This window comes from Streptomyces olivochromogenes (assembly GCF_021538895.1).
GTDB classification, from domain to species: domain Bacteria; phylum Actinomycetota; class Actinomycetes; order Streptomycetales; family Streptomycetaceae; genus Streptomyces; species Streptomyces olivochromogenes_A.
Genome location: NZ_JADDRL010000025.1, coordinates 80,772 through 98,651, shown reverse-complemented (window position 1 = coordinate 98,651; position 17,880 = coordinate 80,772). Strand labels below are relative to the sequence as shown.

At 67.2% G+C, this 17,880-nt stretch carries 12 protein-coding genes and 3 pseudogenes; 10 read left to right on the top strand and 5 right to left on the bottom strand.

What is annotated here, in order from left to right; translation table 11 throughout:
• Positions 1 to 100 precede the first annotated feature (100 nt).
• The 3 genes and pseudogenes from IPZ69_RS47775 to IPZ69_RS15555 form a co-directional block, all read left to right on the top strand.
• Positions 101 to 313 (top strand): annotated as a pseudogene (locus IPZ69_RS47775) (FAD-dependent monooxygenase); the annotation flags it as partial.
• Between the two features lie 56 nt (positions 314 to 369).
• Positions 370 to 1,239, top strand: coding sequence for an FAD-dependent monooxygenase (locus IPZ69_RS15560; RefSeq protein WP_374293275.1), 870 nt, complete (start codon positions 370 to 372; stop codon positions 1,237 to 1,239).
• 319 nt (positions 1,240 to 1,558) lie between these two features.
• Complete coding sequence (locus IPZ69_RS15555; protein ID WP_235454704.1) at positions 1,559 to 2,038, top strand: hypothetical protein; 480 nt, start codon at positions 1,559 to 1,561, stop codon at positions 2,036 to 2,038.
• A 56-nt stretch (positions 2,039 to 2,094) separates the two neighbouring features.
• Here the strand turns inward: IPZ69_RS15555 and IPZ69_RS15550 are convergent, their stop codons facing one another.
• The gene (locus tag IPZ69_RS15550) at positions 2,095 to 2,250 is read right to left on the bottom strand and encodes a hypothetical protein (protein WP_235454703.1); all 156 of its coding nucleotides are present in this window, start codon (positions 2,248 to 2,250) and stop codon (positions 2,095 to 2,097) included.
• A 540-nt stretch (positions 2,251 to 2,790) separates the two neighbouring features.
• Here IPZ69_RS15550 and IPZ69_RS15545 point away from each other — a divergent pair.
• From IPZ69_RS15545 to IPZ69_RS15535, 3 genes are all read left to right on the top strand, one after another.
• Entirely contained in the window at positions 2,791 to 3,333 is a 543-nt protein-coding gene (locus IPZ69_RS15545; protein WP_235454702.1) for an FABP family protein, read from the top strand.
• A gap of 208 nt (positions 3,334 to 3,541) precedes the next feature.
• Positions 3,542 to 4,495 (top strand): hypothetical protein, encoded by a 954-nt coding sequence (locus IPZ69_RS15540; protein ID WP_268834607.1) that lies wholly within the window; start codon positions 3,542 to 3,544, stop codon positions 4,493 to 4,495.
• 652 nt (positions 4,496 to 5,147) lie between these two features.
• On the top strand, positions 5,148 to 5,663 hold the full coding sequence (locus tag IPZ69_RS15535) for a hypothetical protein (RefSeq protein WP_235454701.1): 516 nt from the start codon (positions 5,148 to 5,150) through the stop codon (positions 5,661 to 5,663).
• Between the two features lie 236 nt (positions 5,664 to 5,899).
• Here the strand turns inward: IPZ69_RS15535 and IPZ69_RS15530 are convergent, their stop codons facing one another.
• The gene (locus IPZ69_RS15530; protein ID WP_235454700.1) at positions 5,900 to 6,076 is read right to left on the bottom strand and encodes a hypothetical protein; all 177 of its coding nucleotides are present in this window, start codon (positions 6,074 to 6,076) and stop codon (positions 5,900 to 5,902) included.
• Between the two features lie 232 nt (positions 6,077 to 6,308).
• Entirely contained in the window at positions 6,309 to 7,775 is a 1,467-nt protein-coding gene (locus tag IPZ69_RS15525) for a hypothetical protein (protein ID WP_235454699.1), read from the bottom strand.
• A gap of 743 nt (positions 7,776 to 8,518) precedes the next feature.
• On the opposite strand from IPZ69_RS15525, the gene melC1 reads away from it, so the two are divergent.
• Together melC1 and melC2 are read left to right on the top strand one after the other, a co-directional pair.
• Positions 8,519 to 9,025 (top strand): apotyrosinase chaperone MelC1, encoded by a 507-nt coding sequence (melC1, locus tag IPZ69_RS15520; RefSeq protein WP_445330172.1) that lies wholly within the window; start codon positions 8,519 to 8,521, stop codon positions 9,023 to 9,025.
• Between the two features lie 13 nt (positions 9,026 to 9,038).
• A complete protein-coding gene (melC2, locus tag IPZ69_RS15515) occupies positions 9,039 to 9,857 on the top strand; it encodes a tyrosinase MelC2 (RefSeq protein WP_235454697.1) in 819 nt (272 codons plus the stop codon).
• Between the two features lie 367 nt (positions 9,858 to 10,224).
• On the opposite strand, the pseudogene IPZ69_RS15505 reads toward melC2, so the two are convergent.
• Positions 10,225 to 10,484 (bottom strand): annotated as a pseudogene (locus IPZ69_RS15505) (transposase); the annotation flags it as partial.
• A gap of 155 nt (positions 10,485 to 10,639) precedes the next feature.
• Complete coding sequence (locus IPZ69_RS15500) at positions 10,640 to 14,866, bottom strand: glycoside hydrolase family 6 protein (protein ID WP_235454695.1); 4,227 nt, start codon at positions 14,864 to 14,866, stop codon at positions 10,640 to 10,642.
• Between the two features lie 500 nt (positions 14,867 to 15,366).
• On the opposite strand from IPZ69_RS15500, the pseudogene IPZ69_RS15495 reads away from it, so the two are divergent.
• Both IPZ69_RS15495 and IPZ69_RS15490 read left to right on the top strand, forming a co-directional pair.
• Positions 15,367 to 16,056: pseudogene (locus tag IPZ69_RS15495) on the top strand (IS5 family transposase); the annotation flags it as partial.
• Positions 16,057 to 16,274: 218 nt separating this feature from the next.
• Complete coding sequence (locus IPZ69_RS15490) at positions 16,275 to 17,351, top strand: hypothetical protein (protein ID WP_235454707.1); 1,077 nt, start codon at positions 16,275 to 16,277, stop codon at positions 17,349 to 17,351.
• The last annotated feature ends 529 nt before the right edge of the window (positions 17,352 to 17,880 follow it).

Genomic DNA, 17,880 nt, shown 5'->3' with positions numbered 1-17,880 from the left:
GCGGCAGCCTGACCGAGCCGCAGACCCGGAATCTCCCACCAGCCTGTTCGGCGGCGGTTCACCGTGGCCTCGATACGGCATCCAGGCCGATCACCCGGGCGTGATCGGCCAGAACCCGGCAGAGGATCGGGGAGAGTCCTCCAGGGCGGCACTGGTACAGCGCGGAGCCCCGTGCCTGGGTATCCGCCACCGGGTTGTCGAACGCCGCACGCCCGTGTCGGGGCACCCGCGCGGCAGGCGCACCAACATGCGGACGGCGGAACTTTTCCGTACCGCAGGCCTGGAGCCGACGATCGGCCGGGTGGCGGGAACCCTGGCCCGCAACCGGGGCATCCTCCGGGTCGACACGCTGCACGGCGAACACCGGGAGTGGCTGCAGGAGCCGGTTGTCGGGGCACCGCCCGACACGGTCTGTGTTCGGCAGTTCGCTGCGATTGCCCCCGGAGCGACCTCGAACCGGTACTGCTGCGGGGCACCAGGGAACTCGGCGGGGGCGCACGGTTCGCGACGGAGCTGGTGTCGTTCACACAGGACGATCGTGGGACAGCAGCCCTGGTGCGCGGCACGGAATCCGGTGAGTCCCGCACGCTGCGCGCGGACTACCTGCTCGCCGCCGATGGACCACACAGCACCGTGCGCGAGCGACTCGGCATCGGACAGACGGAACCGGGAGTCCTGTTCCACCGCCTCAGCATCGCCTTCCGCAGCAGGATGCTGCGGAAGGCGATGGGGGAGGACTACTTCGTGCCGTGCTACGTCACCGACCCTGCCGGCCAGGGCGTGCTGCAGCCTGTCGACGACACGCAGCGCTGGGTCTTCCAACTGCCCTGGTTCCCCGAGAAGGGACAGACACCGGAGCGGTTCACGACTACGCCGCTCCGCGGCAAGTGCGGCCAGCCACTGCGCCGCCCCAAACACCCATACGCCGACCGCGGCTATGACCACGAGGTCTACCGGGACAATGTTCGCCGGTTCCAGATCACCCCGCACCTCGCCCGGCGCGGCGCCGGGCACGGCTCCGGCCTGGGCGTCTACCGCTGGGTCGTGGACGGAGCGGAGATGGCCTGCTCGATGCGTCAGAACGCACTCGTAGCAGTCGAGCCCGCGCAGCCTCACAGCCGGGATTTCAGCACGTCGACCTCACAGCCCGGCCCGGCACGGCAGGGGGCCTCCACATGGACCGAGCCCAGATACACAATCCTGACGCTGTGGCACTCCGCGCCGACAATGCGACGGTGAGAACCTTGGCGCTGTCCCAAGGCTTCGCGGCCCAAGGGGCGATCAGTCTGCGAGGAGTGCAGATAGCGGATCAACTGACCTTCGACGGGGCTGTCCTGAACGGTCCAGGCACTGGGCTGGATTGTACAAGGATGCGTACGGGTGCCTTCGTCTTCACCCCGACCGAGCCGCCGTCCGGTCCGGTTGATCTCCAGGGAGCCCAGGCTGCGACCGTCCGCGAAGAGCAGGCGCCTGGCCGGACATCGTGCGATTGCAAGGGTTCACCTACGGCTCCCTCCACGGAGACGACGCCCGTCGGACGAACTCTGCGGCATATCGAGTGGCATGGATATGTCGGGAGCCCGGCTACGCCGCGCAGCCGTACGAGCAACTCGCGGCCTGGTACCGCCAGATCGGTCACGATGATGACGCCCGCAGGGTTCTGCTGGCCAAGCAACGGCATCGCAGGAGAACCCTGGGCTGGCCCGCGCGGACGTGGGGACACCGGCTCGACGCCACCGTCGGTTACGGGTATCGACCCTGGCTTGCGGGCCTATGGCTTGTGGCGCTGGCCCTGATGGGGACGGTGGTCTTCAGCGCACACTCGCCGAAACCGACTCAACCCGGCCAGGTTCCCCCCTTCCACGCCTCTGTTTACACCCTCGACCTGCTGATCCCCATCGGCGGCCTCGGCCAGCGCGGTGCCTGGTACCGGACGGGAGGAGCAACCGCATGGCTGGCTTACGCCCTCATCGCGACAGGATGGCTCTTGACGACGGCTGTTCTCTCCGGAATCTCACGCACATTGAGCAAGAACTGACTATGTTGCGAGACCGTTTGGTTGAGGCGAGGCGTCCACGGCGTCAAGCAGCGTGATCAACGGCCCGTTGTCGGCCAGAGCAGCAGGGCGGCAACAAGTACGTGTCTTGCGAGTTGGAGGGTCAGGTGCCCGCCGATCAATACGTCCTCACGGGCAGCCTTGACCGCGGCCATTACCGCATCGAAGCGGCAATCATTGATCAACTCATTCATGGGGCTGCCCTTGCTCGGGGCAGCCTCCGGCCGCGGAGGAGTCGCGCGACGATCCGTGGGAGTTGTTGCGGTGATGGCGATGCGCCGTAGGTCCCTCAGCACGATCCGAAGCGTGCATCGGCGGGTGTCACCCCCACGGCTTGACGCGTATGTCGGCACGATCCGGGAGCCGATGCTTTCGGCGAGGGCTTCGGTCCCCCTCACCGGTTCCTGGGCCACGATCAGGACATCAAGATCGGACCAGTGATCGACGCCGGCGCCGTTGTCCTCGACGGATCCGTGCGGATACTAGAGCCGACTGCCAGCCCGGTGCAGGAAGCTCATCGCCTGTATCTGTCGCGATCACGTTCAACAGTACCTGTGCTGACTCCAACTCTCATACCGGCTCGGGCCCTTCGTGTATGCGTGACACTCACTTTCCGCTTCCAACCCGCCACCCGCCCCGCCACGCGCTGAATACTTGGGTAACTGCCCTGCCCGTCGCCGAGGAGTTGGGCGCCTAGGCTTTCACCCGGCACCGGCAACCCGAGGAGCGCGAACGTGTTCGACCCCGCACCGCAGCACCCGTACCCCGACGCCCACCGGCCGGACGACGCGCCCACACCGCACGCACTGCTCGAGCCCGTGCTCGGGTTCCTGGGCACATGGCACGGCCGGGGCCAAGGGGGATACCCGACGCTCGCCGGGGACTTCACCTACGCCCAGGAGGTCACCTTCAGCCACGACGGCCGCCCCTTCCTCCGCTACGAGGCCCGCGCCTGGCTACTCGACGCCGACAGTGCACCGTTGCGCCCGTCGGCTCGGGAGAGCGGATGGTGGCGGCTTCAGCCCGAAGGCCGGGTGGAGGCACTGATCACCCAGCCCACCGGCATCGCCGAGATCGCGGTCGGCCAGGCGGCACAGGACACGGTAGATCTCTCCACGCACGAGGTGGCCCTCACTCCCACGGCCAAGGAGGTGAACGCCACCCGCCGCCGCTACACCCTGACCGACGGCGACACACTTACGTTCGTCCACGACCTCGCGGCGGTCGGCCAGCCGTTGCAGCACCATCTCTCCGCAACCCTGCGACGCGCGCGGTAGGTCATACCGCCCGTCATGCAGCACAAAGATGGGTGGTGCCCAGCCGCATGGTGCGTTCGCGGCTCGTGCCGGCGTCCATGCCGCCAGGAGTTACGTGATCGTCCACACCGGCGCCAGGCGCGGCGCGCCTCGGCGGCACGGGGCGTCGGGTCGGGAACCGTGGCCGGGCCGGGTCGCGTCCCCTACCGGGACCGTGGAGGGGACGATCATGAGGATCGACGCACGCCGCCCGTCCGGGCGGTCGCCGTACGGCGGGCCGCGGCCCGGGAGCGACCCGCCGCGGCCTTGCACGCCACTGTGGCGACGGCTGCGTGAGGACGAATGGCCGCCGCTGGGCGAGGTGTTGCGGGGGCGGCGGGAGCAGGTGCGCCCCGGGGTGGTGCTGGTGCTTTTCCTCCCGTGCCTGTGGTGGCTGACCGTACCGCTGCTGGTCGGCTACCAACTGGCCCGTTCGGCCCGCCGTGTGGCGCGCTGGGTCTTCCCCGTGCGCCCGGTTGGGCACGTCGAGGATCCCGAGGTGCTCCGCGTGCAGCGGGTGCGGGCCTGGGTGGCCCTCGCCATGTCGGGGGTGCTGGTGGCCGTGTTCGGTGGCTGGCAGGACGTGGCGGAGGTACCGGAGCAGTTCCTGCAACGGCTCTTGTTCGCGCCCTGGTTGGCGCTGTTGAGTGCGGTGGTGGTGGCACTGCTCTTCTGGGCGGCCAGGCCCGGGGCGCGCCGGGCCATGCGGACGCAGCTGTGGCCGGCCAGCCGGTCGGCCCTGTGGTACTTCGGTGCCTGGACGCTGGTGCCGCTGCTGTTCACGGCGGCGGCCGAGGGGATGGGTCTGCTGCCCAGCGGCACCAACGTGCTGCTCTGGGTGTCCGTGATGTTCGTGTGCTGGGCGCCGCTCTGGTGGGTGATCTTCTTCCTCTGCTTCGCCTCCGGTCCGGCGCTGCGCCATGCCTTCAACCTGTCCGCCCTGCATGCGGCGCTGCCCGCGCTGGTCACCTCCGTCCTGGTCTGGGTGTTCGCCTTCCTCGGCCTGTCGGCGGGCGGTCTCCCGCCGGGCCCGGTGCCGCTAGCGGTCTGTGCGTTCCTCGGTGGGCCGGTGTCGGTGACGGCGGTGGCCTGGTGGGAGGTTCACGGGCTGCGGCGGCGGCACGGGGTGAGGTGGCGGGGTTAGCGCCGCGGAGCTGCGCGTTCAGTCCGGCCGGAGACAGGGAGAAGGGCCGCCCCGGTGCCCGATCGCACCGGGGCGGCCCTTCTGCCGTGTCCGGCGGATTGATATCTGCAGCAGGCGAGCCCCGAGCGGTGATCCGCGGCGCGAGGCCGGGAACGGGGCGTCAGTCCAGCGAGGTCTTTGGAGGAGATGGGTGTGTTCTTCAGTTCGAGCCGAATCGGTTCGGGCATGGGTCCGAGCACGCACACCGGCAGCCATACTGTGTTGTCTGGCGGCTTGAGACCGCGGCAGACGGCGAGCAGCGCGACGTTCGCCAGCCCCCCTGCGGGACGGTAGATGGCCCCGGTCGTCCCGGCCTTTGGCTTGCACTTCACGTGCAGCGCTACTAGTTGATGCCCGCTGACCTTCTCACGGGCGGCGCGCATACTGACCCCGGTGACCTGTTCCCGCTCTCGCCCTCGTCGACGCGCTCACCGAGCGCCGGTGGGGCGTCAGTTCCCGCGAGGGCATCGGAAACTGGTCTGGGCGCTGGTGGGTTGAGCCTTGGCGGTTGCAGAATCCGACGATTGGGCAACAGCTTCCGCGACCGCCCTGGGCGCGCACAACGCCGTCCCGTTACGATCGTGAACCGCATCGGCACACAAGGGGGATCGCAGTGCTCTATTCGAAAAGCCCCACCACACAGGTGACCGCGTTGATCGAGGTCGTCCTCGTGCCTTCCCTGGCGGTGGCCTTCTATCAAATGGGACTCGGCCTGGGCTGGGCGTTGTTCTCCGCAGTGCTCGTCCTCACCGTACTGTGGCTTGCCGTGTGGCTGCTGGCCAAAGAGCGCGCGGCTGAGGCGCCACTCAAAGTCATCACGAAATCTGCCCTGCTCAACGCGGCATTCACCGCCTTCGCGCCGTTCGTTCCGATGGCCCTCTGGCTGAACCGCGATGTGGGCCTGTCGAAACAGTGGTCCGGATTTCTCACCTTCGTGACCTTCGTGGTCACCGTCTTCGTCGTCTTCGTGGTGTCGGCCCTCATACCGCGGAAGGGCGAGAAGGAATCGGCCCAGGCGCGGGCCTCAGCGAAGAGCCGGCAAGAAGGGGCCCCGCGTCCCGCGAGCATGGAAGACATGATCAGGACGTTCCATCCTGATTGGAAACCCGGCGACGAAACCCCCAAATAGTTCCGGACCGCCTTCCCCGGTCGGACGTCAGCCGGGCCGGTCCTCGCCGGTGAAGGCGCTGGCGGAGGTGAGGTCCGGGCTTGATCAAGTTCCGTAGGGGTCCGGATCGTTGTTGGGTGAGCTGTGCGAACGGTTTGACACGCTGCACCTGATCGGGGGCGACGAGGTCACGGCGACCGTGCCGACGTACTGCGGCGAGGGCCGGACGTTCCTGTGACGGCCGGGCGGCGCCATGGTCAGGCGCTGGTGCCGCTGCCGCTGCCGCCGCCGTCGAGGCGCTCGATGCCCTCAGTGATCCACTGCATGTCCGTCACGGACGGGCCCCTGCTGTTGTCGTCGAAGCCGAAGCCGACCAGCAGATAGCGGCCCGCGCCTCCGCGGGTATCGACCTGTGGGATGCCGATCCGCAGCACGTCATCGCCGACCTCTGCAATGCGGTCGGCGACCCCATCTCCGAGCAGGACTGACCGAGTTGATCTTCAGGCTGCGCGGCGCCTGGTCATGCTCGTATTTAGTGCGTCGCTGGTCCTGTTGAGACTTTTCGTCACACCCGGGCTGGTGGTGTTGGCGTTGCCCTTGAGGGCCGTTCATCGTCCCGGTCTCGCCTTGTCCTGTCTCCGGGGCAATCCAGGCTCCGCGTCAGCCTCACTTTCCGGCGGGTGTCGTCTCTTCGCGGCGGCGGAAGAGCCTTCGGTGCCGCGCGTACAGGGCGACGGCGAGGCTGAGCAGCGGGATGACGACGGCAGCGGCGATGTAGAAGCCGGGGGTGGCCCAGGCCGGCCCCGGCCACACGGACACAGCGACGTCCGCCGCGTCATCAGTGGGCTCGGTGTCGCCGCTGGGGCGTCCAGGGTCGCTGTCCGAGACCGCGACCTGGCCGCTGCCGTCGGCGCTGTTCTTGTCGATGCGCAGAGTGAACGGGAACGTCGTCGTGGTCCCCACCGCTCCGGCGCGCGCCGTGCACACGTACCGTCTGGCACTCGGCTGCCTCGCGGAGGCTTCCGCAAGTGGCGTGCCGTCGGCGGTGACGGCCCGGCAGTCCTGGTCGATCACCTCCTCGTCGCGTTCGAAGCTGTACGGCGACGCCATGACAGTGGTGCCCCCGGGCACCGTGAAGACGACCTTCACCGGTGCCGTCAGCGAACCGGGACCGTTGTTTCGCACGCCGATCCGCACGGTGGTGAGGCTGCCGATGGGACCGCGCGCCGTGTCGGCGACCGCGGCCAGCTCGCTCTGGTTGCGGACGGTCATGTGGAGCACCTGTGGATCGTCGCCGACTGCGCTCGCCGCACCGTCGTCGGCCTTGGAGGCCGGAACGAAATGCAGTGGAGGCCCGTTGCCGGGCCGGTACCGCGATGCGATCTCGGCCGGGGGCACATAGTCGGTGCCGATGGCATCAGCACTGAAGGTGACGGTCGGATAGGTGGCATCCCGTGCGGCCCGCAAGTGCTCGCGGGCACCCAGGCCGTACGACCGGCCGGGCGGAATGACGACGTCGTCCGCGAGGAGCCGACACCACGCCGAAGTGCCGCCTCGATAGCGGCAGTTGCGGTGCCGGTCGGCCAGGGTGATGCCGTCGCGTGCTTCCATGCGCAGCGCCACTCCGCGGGCGGGCACGTCGCCGACATTGCGTACGGTCAGTCGGACCGCCAGGCTCCCGCCCGGTTCCACCGGGCCCGGATCGGGGTGAAGCGTGACCCGGAGCCTCGGTCTGCCGACCACGATGAGGGAGTGACCGCTGACGGGCGGCAGGCCGGGCGCGGTCACGCGGTAGCGCAGCACCGCGGAGTCGCCCGCCTTCGCGCCTTTCGCGGGACTCAGGTGAAAAGCCTGCATGCCCCCTCCACCTGTCGGACCCGCCTGCGTGTCGCAGTGGAAGACGGGCAAGTGGACGACACATGCATCGAGCGCCCGCTTGACGGTGACGAGGCCCTTCAGATCACCGGCGTCGAAGGTCACCCTCAGTCTGACCGTCGCTCCGCCGACGCTCTCTTCGACCCGCAGGTCAGATACGGCCTGTTGTGGATCGCGGGAAACGTAGAAGACCGAGGGAACGACCAGCTTCACGTCGACTGTCCCGCTTGAGGCGCACCCGGCGAGGACGGACGTCATGGCGGCCAGCGTGAGCAGAAGGGCGACGGCAGCCTTGCGCGCACGGATGACCGGGCTCGTGTCCCGACTCAAGCTCCTGCGGGGGCGACGGTCCCGCCGCAGAGTGTTCATGTGGGCCACCCTGCCAAGTCGAGATCACGACCACGCCTCGCTACGGTCACGGGAGTCTTGATCGTCGCCAGTCGCATCAACATTCAGGCTCTGGTCCACTTCGTGTGAGGGCGTACTCAGCGGGACCGTCAACCGTCATTTGAGGGCAGTCGAGGCCGCCTGACCATGTAGCCGTTGAGGTATGCAGACCGGCACCGCGTATAGACGCCGCCGTCGCCGGGCGCAGGACCGCGTCAAGGCGGAGGCACCCGCAGACGAAGCCTTGGCCGCCGTTGTCCTGACCACCACCGCCGCTCTGGGCAACTAGGACGGCTACCCCGCTGAGCGGATGCTGCCCCTCCGATTCCGTCGAGTTGCACCCGTACGCACCGTGAAGCTCTTGCCGATGCAACCGAAGGATTTGTTGGTGCACATGGCTGAAGCAGGGCAAGTTTCCTTTCCGAGGGGTTCCTTCGGAGGCGGGCGATGAAGATCATCCGCTGTTGAAATGCTCACTATGCGTCTGTGATTGTCTTGTTCATGACCGTGTGCAGGTATGCCTCTCGTTCCGTCTGTTCGCCACTGCCAACATGTGGGGCCATGGGACACGTTCGTCCCGCCACTCGCATAAGCGTTCCTGCCGTCAGTACTTCGTGTCCTGCGGCAGGCCGACGAGAGGAGCAGACGTGCTAAGCCTCACCCGCCGTGACATGGTGCGAGGGGCAACGCTGGCAGTCGCCGGAGCCGCGCTCGCCGCACCGGCAGCCGCCGCAGCCACCGCGTTACGGCCGCCCGGCCCCCACGGCACACGGCACCATGGCGCCCACACGACGCATATTGCCGAGGCCAACGCGACACGGGTCCGCTCGGACTCCGCACCGGAGCCGTTCGACGAGATGTACCTCGGCCGGCACATCGAGGGCTGGCCCGCCGAGGAGGACGGCGGCGGACACCATCACGGCCAGACGTCCCGGGAGCCCCAGCAGTCCACGGAGTTCGTCGTCCGAGTGGACGACGACGAACTGCATGTCATGCAGAACGCGGACGGCACCTGGATCAGCGTCGTCAACCACTACGAAACACACCGCACACCACGCGACGCGGCCCGCGCCGCCGTACGGGAACTGCACGGCGCCTCACTTGTGCCTCTCACCGTCTGACAAGGAGCGTCGCATGGCAGACCGCAGGAACCAGGCGGATCTCTCCGCCACCGAGAAGCGCGACTTCGTGGACGCCGTGCTCGAACTCAAGAGGCAGGGCCGCTACGACGAGTTCATCACCACGCACAACGCGTTCATCATGAGTGACACCGACGACGGAGAGCGGACGGGACACCGCTCCCCGTCGTTCCTCCCCTGGCACCGACGGTTCCTCTTGCAGTTCGAGCAGGCACTGCAGAGCGTCCACCCCTCGATCATGCTGCCTTACTGGGACTGGACAACGGACCGCTCATCCCGCAGCTCCCTGTGGGCCGACAACTTCCTCGGCGGCGACGGCCGCAGCGGCGACGGCAGAGTCACCACCGGCCCGTTCGCCCTCGGAAGCGGAAACTGGCCCATGAACATACGCGTCGACGGAAGGACCTACCTACGGCGCACGCTTGGCGTCGGTGTCCGCGACCTGCCCACCCGTTCCGAGGTCAACGCCGTCCTCGCCTTGCCCACCTACGACGCCTTCCCCTGGAACAGCGGATCCACCGGCTTCCGCAACTATGTCGAAGGCTGGCGGGGACCAAACCTCCACAACCGGGTCCATGTCTGGGTCGGCGGCCAGATGACCACCGGGGCCTCGCCCAACGATCCCGTCTTCTGGCTCCACCACTGCTTCATCGACAAACTCTGGGCCGACTGGCAGGGTCTGCATCCGTCGTCCGGATACGTACCTGCCTCCGCGCCGCCGGGCGTCGTCGGTCTGCAGGACACGATGAAACCATGGAACGACGTCACCCCCGAGGACATGCTCGACCACACGAAGTTCTACACGTACCGCTAGCTTCGAGGACTCCGGCCCGCGGCAGCCCGGGGCCGCCGGCTCATAGGTTTGTGGTGTCCGGCGCTGACAGGACTGCCGGGTTACGGCCCCGTGCTCGCTTCGCCAGCCGCGCGGGGCCGCTTGCTGTCGTGCCGTGCGGCGGGTTTCCTGGTAAGGCGTGTTGACGAGGGCAGCGCCTATTCAGGCGTGGGGCATACGGTCCTACTGATTGGCCTGGGAAGTACGCCGTTCGTTCTTGCTGGGTGAGGTCACGGTTGACGGCGTGGCAGATCCTCGGGATGGCCACGGAGGGTGGGAAGAGAGCGCCGTTCCACAGGCGCCCTGCCTTGTCTGCGCTGCCGGTGGCGAGGTTTGCCCGTCGGGGCTAGGGCACCAGCTGCGGTTCGAAGGACCCGTCACGGTCCCTCGGAATGGCCAGCGTGACCGCTCCAGCATCGGTCATCGGTGGTCGGTCATCTCCGCGTCCAGGTCCCGCTCCAGCACGGCCCGAGTCACCGCCGTCAGCAGCCCGCCTTCACCCAGCAGGGCAGCACCCGAGGCGTCGGCGCGGTCCAGCAGCCGCTCGATGACCTCATCCACGAGCCTGTCCTCGACCGATTCGACGGCCGGGATCTCGTTGTCATTCATGTGCGTCCGTCCCGGCTGGCCAAAGGCCCAGGTCAGAGCCCCCGGCCAGCCTGTCACAGCACGGACTTACACGATCTTTCAGACACGCTCCGAAGCGGGGCGACGGTTGGTCCGCCGCCCCGCCGAGGGCCGGTGGGTGGCCCGGTCAGGTGTTGTTACGTGCCGTACACCTGGAACTCGTAGAGGGAGATGCCGTAGGGGGTGGCGCGGACCTGGCCCAGGACGCGGACGTAGCGTCCTTGGCCGTTGACGTCGAGGGTCTGGGCGCCGCCCGTGCCGTCGGTGGTGGTGGTGTAGAGGTCGTTCCAGGTCCTGAAGTCAGGGTCGTCGGAGACCTGGACCTTGAACCCCTTGGCGTAGGCCGCTTCCCACTTCAGGACCACCTTGGTGACGGTCTTGGAGGAGCCGAGGTCGACATTGATCCACTGATTGTCCTGGAAGGCGCTGCTCCAGCGGCTGTCCTCCTTGCCGTCGACGGCGAACTCGGGGGCCCTGCCGCCGTTCTCGGTCGATGAGGCCCAGGCTCGCTTGCCCTGGGACAGGGGAATCCCGACCGGCCCGTCGTTCTCGGTGGTGACCGAGAGCGGTGCAGAGGCGGCGGAAATGTTGCCCGCCGCGTCGCGGGCCTTGACGGTGTAGACGTAGGTCTTGCCGGGGCTCAGCCCGGTGTCGGTGAACATCGTGCAGACCGGGGTCCCGACCTGCACTCCGTCGCGGAAGACCTGGTAGTCAGCCATTCCGCTGCCGCCGCTGTTGTCACGGGAGGCCGACCACGACAGGGCCACCGAGGAGGACGTCTTGCCGATCGTCATCACCCCGGCCGGCACCGAAGGGGGCGTGGTGTCCGAGCCGCCGCCGGTCTCGGTGGTCGCCGAGACGGCGTCCGACGCACCCGAGACGTTGCCCGCGGCGTCACGGGCCTTGACCGTGTAGACGTAGGTCGTGCCCGCCGAGAGACCGGTGTCGGTGAACGAGGAGGCCACGGCGGAGCCCGCCTTCACACCGTCGCGGTAGACGTCGTAGCCGGTCACACCCGTGTCGTCGGTTGAAGCCGTCCAGCTCAGGCTCACAGTGGTAGAGGTTTTCGCCGACACCTTCACATCCGACGGGACACTCGGAGGCTGAGTGTCGTCCCCCGGACCCCCGTCGCCGTAGAGATCGGTCAGGCTGATCCCGGTGGTGCTGGAGGATCCACCCAGCTTGACCTGGTGATCGAGGCTCACGAACTTTCCGCTGTCCTGCCACAGGGCCGGCTTGAGCAGGGAGTACTTGGCCTCGTCCCAGGTCTTCCAGTCGTTGTTGAGGAGGCCACCGGTGTCACCGGAGTTGGGGTTGATGCACCAGAACGTCTGGTGGATCTTGTTCTCCACGATGAGGTCCCGCAGAGCCGTCATCCACTTCTGGTTGGGGCCGTTGTCGAGCATGCCGCCCCACTCACCGATCAGCAGCGGAGCCGTGTTCGACTTGTGGAGGTAGAGCCAGTTGGGGTCCCAGACGTCCCGCTCCAGCGTCGTGCGAGTCCAGTCGCCCTTGAACCAGGGCTGCTGGTAGACGAGGGGGCCGTAGTCGTGGGGGGAGTACACGAGCTGGTCCTGCTGGTCGCCGAGGCTGACCGGGTGGTCCTTGGCGCCGCGGAGATTCCCGCCCCACCAGTCGAAGTGGTAGTCGCCTTCAATCGTTGAGGTCCAATTGGCCCCGTTCTTGGGGTAGATCTCAATGCCCTCGCACAGGACGAGGACGTTCGGGTTGATGGCGAGGATCCGTCGGCCCGCGGTCTGGCAGGCGTACTTGAAGTTGTCCTGGTCGGTGGAGTCGTCCCACTTCGCCCGGGGGTTCTCGCTCTGCTTGCCGTGCGGCTCGTTCTTGATGTCCATCGCCACGATGGTGTCGTTGCTCTTGTAGCGGTCGGTGACCCATTCCCAGGCTGCGTAGAACTGCTCGGTGGTGATGGAGCCCTTCCACCAGACGGGGTACATGTGGCCCGAGTTGTCCGCTTCGGCGCTGTGGACGTCGAGGATGACCTTGATGCCGTACTTCTCCGCCATGCCGAGGAAGGCGTCGAAGATCTGCAAGCTGGTCTTGTCCTTCAGTTCGGGGTTCTCGTAGTAGTTGACCCCGCTGGGAACGGCGGCCTGGCCGTTCTTCCATTCCAGCAGCAGCTGAGTTGAGATCGGCACGCGCAGGGTGTTGATGCCGCGCTGGGACATCTCCTTGGTGATGGTCTCCATGTTCGCTGACCACAGGCCGTGGAAGACCCGCTCGCTGGTGTTGAAACCGAACCAGTTGGCGCCGGTCATCCAGACCTTGTTGCCCTTCTCGTCGACGATCTGGTTGCCCTGGGTGTGCAGCCAGTCCTTGCCTGTGCCGGATGCGGCTTTCTTGGTCCGAGCGGTGATCTGCGAGGAGGCGTCGGAGACATTGCCCGCGGCGTCGAGTGCCTTGACCGTGTAGGTGTAGTCCTTGTCGGCCTGCAACCCGGTGTCGGTGTATTCGGTCGTCGTCACGGGTGCCGCGTTGATCTTGATGGTGCCGCGGTAGACGTCGTAGCCAGTGACACCGGTGTCGTCGGTGGAGGCCGACCAGGCCAGAGTCACCGAACTCGTGGTGGTGGAGACGGCCTTGACGCCGGTCGGTGCGGTGGGAGGCTGGGTGTCCTCGCCCCCGCCGCCGGCGTCCGTGGTGACGTCGAGGCCGGACGAGGCGGCGGAGGAGTTCCCTGCCTTGTCGCGAGCCTTGACCGTGTAGGCGTACTTCGTCGAGGCCTTCAGCCCGCTGTCGGTGTACACCGTGCCGCTGATCGAGGCCGAGTTGACCCTGACGCCGTCGCGGAAGACGTCGTATCCGGTCACGCCGACGTTGTCGGTGGCCGCGCTCCACGAGAGGGACACGCTGGTGGCCGTCTTGCCGGTGGACTTGAGACCTGCGGGCGCCGAGGGGGGCTCCTTGTCACCCTCTCCGGCCTCCGGGATTGCCGGGTAGGCATTCTTCACCAGCATCTCGAACTGTCCATGGAACCAGTGACCCGCGAGAGGGGCGTCCGGGAGCGCGCCCGTCTTGTTGTTACCGGCGTTCGGAGCCGTGTACGTGGGATCGCACATCGGGTCCTGCTTCTTGCCCTCCTCGTTCGGGATGTCCTTGCTCGCTCCGTCGGACTCACCCGGCGGCTTCACCCACAGGTAGGCGTCCAGATGCGAGTCGGGATAGCCCTCGGGACTCGACTGGGGAGGTGCGCCGATACCCGCACCGTCGACGTTGCACCACAGTCCGCGGTGGGCTCTCCTGTCGACCTTGGACTCACTCACCCAGGTGTCGAGCGTGGTGCTGGTGCTCGGCCCCGACGGGCGGCCGGATCCGCCCCATCCGTTGCGAGAGGTGTCGATGACCATGCCCGTCGAGGTGGGCCATCCCTGCGTCACCAGCTCCTTGTGAACGTTCTTGGTGAAGTCCGACTCGTCGAAGTTCGGGTTCCACTCGTAGTACTTGCTACTTTTGACCTGTTGCCCGCCGACCGTCTTGTCCGGGTCCGTGATGTACGGCTCCGCCAAGGGCGTGTAGTTCGCGACGTTGGTGATCAATCCGTCCACACTGCTCAAACCCGCCGACGTACCCTTGGCGACGTCGGTGTAGAGCTGGACGGACTGCTTGAGGTTGTTCTCCCACCCGAGCCAGCCCGAGTGGGCGAAGTCCATGTAGGTATAGACGTTCGGGATGGCGTGCAGCTTGTCCAGGGCGTACTGGACCGCCTTGACCTGGATACCGCTGGACTTCGCCTGCTGGCATTCGGGGTCGCTGGCCACATTGGTCACCAGGTTCGGCAGACCGTCGGGTTCGATCACGGTGGTGACTCGGATGCCCGCGTACTTCGGGTCCTTGAAGACGGCCGAGATCGCCTCGATGTAGTCGCTCTTGTACCGATCCAGGCCGGCCTGCGTCAGCGGCAGCTCGCCGTTGGAGGCCAGCGCGGCACAGTCACGGCCGGGTAAGTCGTAGATGACGAACGTGGCGGTGAGAGGCTGGCCGTCCTTCTTCTGCGCCAGGGCGAGGTCCAGGTGATCGCGCAGACTCTTGCGGCCAGCGTTGGCCTCGCCGCCGTGGATGGCGGCGATCCGGTCGAGCCATATCGCGGTGGGATAGGTCTCGACGGTCTCCATCTTCGCCTTGACGGATGGGTCGGCCGTCTTGCTGATCGAACCCTCGACCAATTCGGCATAGTCCGGGTTCACGTACGCCGAGGCTCCGGCGAACGGATTGTCCACATGCGTCTCGACTGCAGCGGCCGTCGGTACCGAGGGCAACGCCACTGAAGCCGCCACCAGCGCACCCGCGGCGGCTGCGGCAGCAAGTGCTGCCACAGCCGTGCGGCCATTTCTGAAGAATGTCACGAATCCTCTCCTTTTGGGTCCCGTGGGAGCGCTCCCATGAAGTGATGTGTGTGCTTGGCTATGAACTTTTCAGGGTGTGGGAGCGCTCCCATTTTGCGAGAAAGCACGACCGCGAGCGGCGACTCGACGGACTCTGCGGCGATGCTCGGCGGTGCGGAGGTCCGCGCCGGCCGTCGACGTGCTGCCGCGACCAATGAAGCGCCAACCGGCCGTCGCGTCAATGGCCATGACAAAGAAGTCTCCAAGAGGTCCTTACGCCTTGATTGCTCTGGTATCGCCTGGATTACGGGTTGCAGGCATCCGATGCCAGTGAGGCTGTCGGTGCGATGCAGTCCTGAGCGCCGGACGGGGTCACGCCTGGCGTGGGACGCGACTTGTGCCTGTCTCATTCCAAGACGCCCTGTTCCATGCCGTACTTCAACGGCCGAAGACTCACGCCTGGGCGCACTCGGCTCGGCACGGTACGCCCAGCCGGTCCTGACCGCCTGACGTTTCGAGCGCCGCACCCGGCCCTCCCGGACCGCCTCACATTCTTAAGGACCATCTACGGCTACTTCGCCAAGTGGCAGAAGGATGGCATTTTCGCCCAGCTCAACGGCCTACTGCGGGAGTTGGTGCGGCGAAAGGACGGGCGGAACGCGGAGCCATCGGCCTGCGTGATGGATGCGCAGAGCGTGAAAACCTCCACCAGCTGTTCCCGCCACCAGTCAGGGCATAGATGCGGGCAAGAAGATCGTGGGACGGAAGCGGAGTTTCGTGACCGACACGATCGGCCTCCTCCTGGCGGTGCTGGTCACCGCGGCCAGTGTCCAGGACTCCGTGGCCGGCACCCAACTGCTCGACCGGGTCGCCGCCGGCCGTCCCGGCATCCGCAAGGTGTGGGTCGACGGCGGCTACCGCCAGCACTTGTCGAGCATGCCGCCACGTTGGGCATCGACATGGAAATCGTGGCCCGCATCCCCGGTACCAGGGGATTCACCCCGATACCGAAGCGGTGGGCGGTCGAGCGGACTTACGGCCGGCTGATGCTCCACCGCCGCCTGGCCCGTGACTACGAGACCCTCCCGGCTCGCTCAGAAGCCATGATCCAGCTGGCCATGACTGACCTGATGGCCCGTCGACTCACCGGCGAGAACACCGTCTCCTGGCGCGACCCGACATCATCGGATCAAATCTGCATTACGGGTTGAAACAATGGGAGAGAACGACCTCTGAGTGCGCTCGAGTGCCGAATCCGGGTAAGCGTGGACCGTGCACTTCACTTCGTGAGCCGCAGCACGATCGTTGTCACGGAGGCAGGCTTGGTGTCACTGCGGCCGGGTTGGTGGGTGGTGCAACCCGGTTGAGGCCAGCGCCGGTTGAGGCGGGCCGGGGGACTGTGTCGGTGGCGGCTGGCAAGATCGCCGGCATGGTCTTTGTACGCACTACTCCGCCGCGGCCTGTGGATGTGACCGCGGTCTTTCCCGAGCTGGCTCCACTGGCGCGACCTGCCATTCGGCTGCATCCTCGCGCTGGGGCGCCTTCGGTTCGGGACAGCTCTGTGGGCGGCCCCTTGCTGTGGCCCAGTGAGGAGCCGTGGCCGCACTGCGACGACGCGCACCTGCACGTGGACAGTGGGTTCCGCCAGTCGCCGGCCGAAGTGTGGCTCGAGAGGCGCATGCAGGCCCGGCGGCACCGCGATCCTGGTGGTCCTGGGCTGACGCCCGAGGAGGAGGCGATCAAGAAACGGAGCGCCGCGCGGCTCGCGGAGCGACTCGACGCCGGCCCTCCGTGGCCGGCGGACTGTCCGGTCCCCATGTTGCCTGTGGTCCAGCTGTTCTTGCGCGATGCACCCCTGTTGCGCCCGCCCGGACAGGCTGATCTGCTCCAGGTTCTCTGGTGTCCCTACGAACACGATCCGGATTACAAGCCGTCGACCGCGCTGTTCTGGCGGTCCGCCGCCGCGGTCGTCGACGTCCTCGCCGCACCGCCGGAACCGTATGAGGCGGACTATCCGGGCTATGTGCCGCAGCCGTGCGTGCTGGCACCAGAGGCGATCACCGAGTACCCCAACAGTCTGGATCTGAGCCCGGAGATGCGGGCGATGGTGGGGGACTGGAGCAGATGGCAGGCAGCCGGCGTCGGCGTGGACAGCTCCTACGCAGACTATCCGCGGGAGTTCTATGACGTCCATCTGGCTGACGCGCCCGGCTGGAAGGTCGGTGGTTGGCCTCCGTGGGGCCGCACCGACCCGTACCGCCGATACTGCGCTGTCTGCGACGCTCAGATGGTCCCGCTGCTCACGATCGCTTCCTTCGAATGGGACGGTGGTGAGGGACGCAGCTGGGCCCCCTACGAAGACCAGGACGCCGCCTACGCCGACCATCGTGACCGTGGCCAGGCCCCCTCGCAGCCGACTCAGGTCGAAGTCGGCAGAACCGACAACATGCAGATCTATGTCTGCCCGACCTCCCCCGAGCATCCGCACACCGACCTGATCCAATGAGGCATCGGGCCTGGCGCGCATCCCCCGTAGCCGGTGTCAGAAGTGCCGCCGAGCCAGTGTGCGTGCCAGGCCGCTTGCCTCACCGGTGCGGCCAGTCTGCTTCGGCCGATCCCACTCACCACGTCATCCGGCTGCGCCGGTGACAACTACCCAGCCTCGGCACACTTCGGAGTGCCGCTTGGGGATCGGAGGCGTGCCCAGGCTGGGCAGCCGGGGCCGGCGGATTGGCGCGACGCCGGGGTATCGGTGATGAGGATCTCCGTACCTCGCTCGGGCGCATAGGACAAGGCGGCAACCTGGGCGGCCGATGGATCTGGACGCTGTTGTTGCGGTGGCCGCCCTTGGCCAGGGCAAGCAGGCCGTTCTCTGGGCTGACCAGGCCCGGTTCGGCGGTGGAGGGGGCCTCAGTTCGCGGAGAGAGCACCTGAACGCGGCGCTGTGCAGCAGGGACCAGCTGGTCGTTTGCCGAGGTCGTGAGGCCAGGGCAGGGGTCAGTGGGGCGGGCGAGATGCCGGGGTGTCCGTCGCGC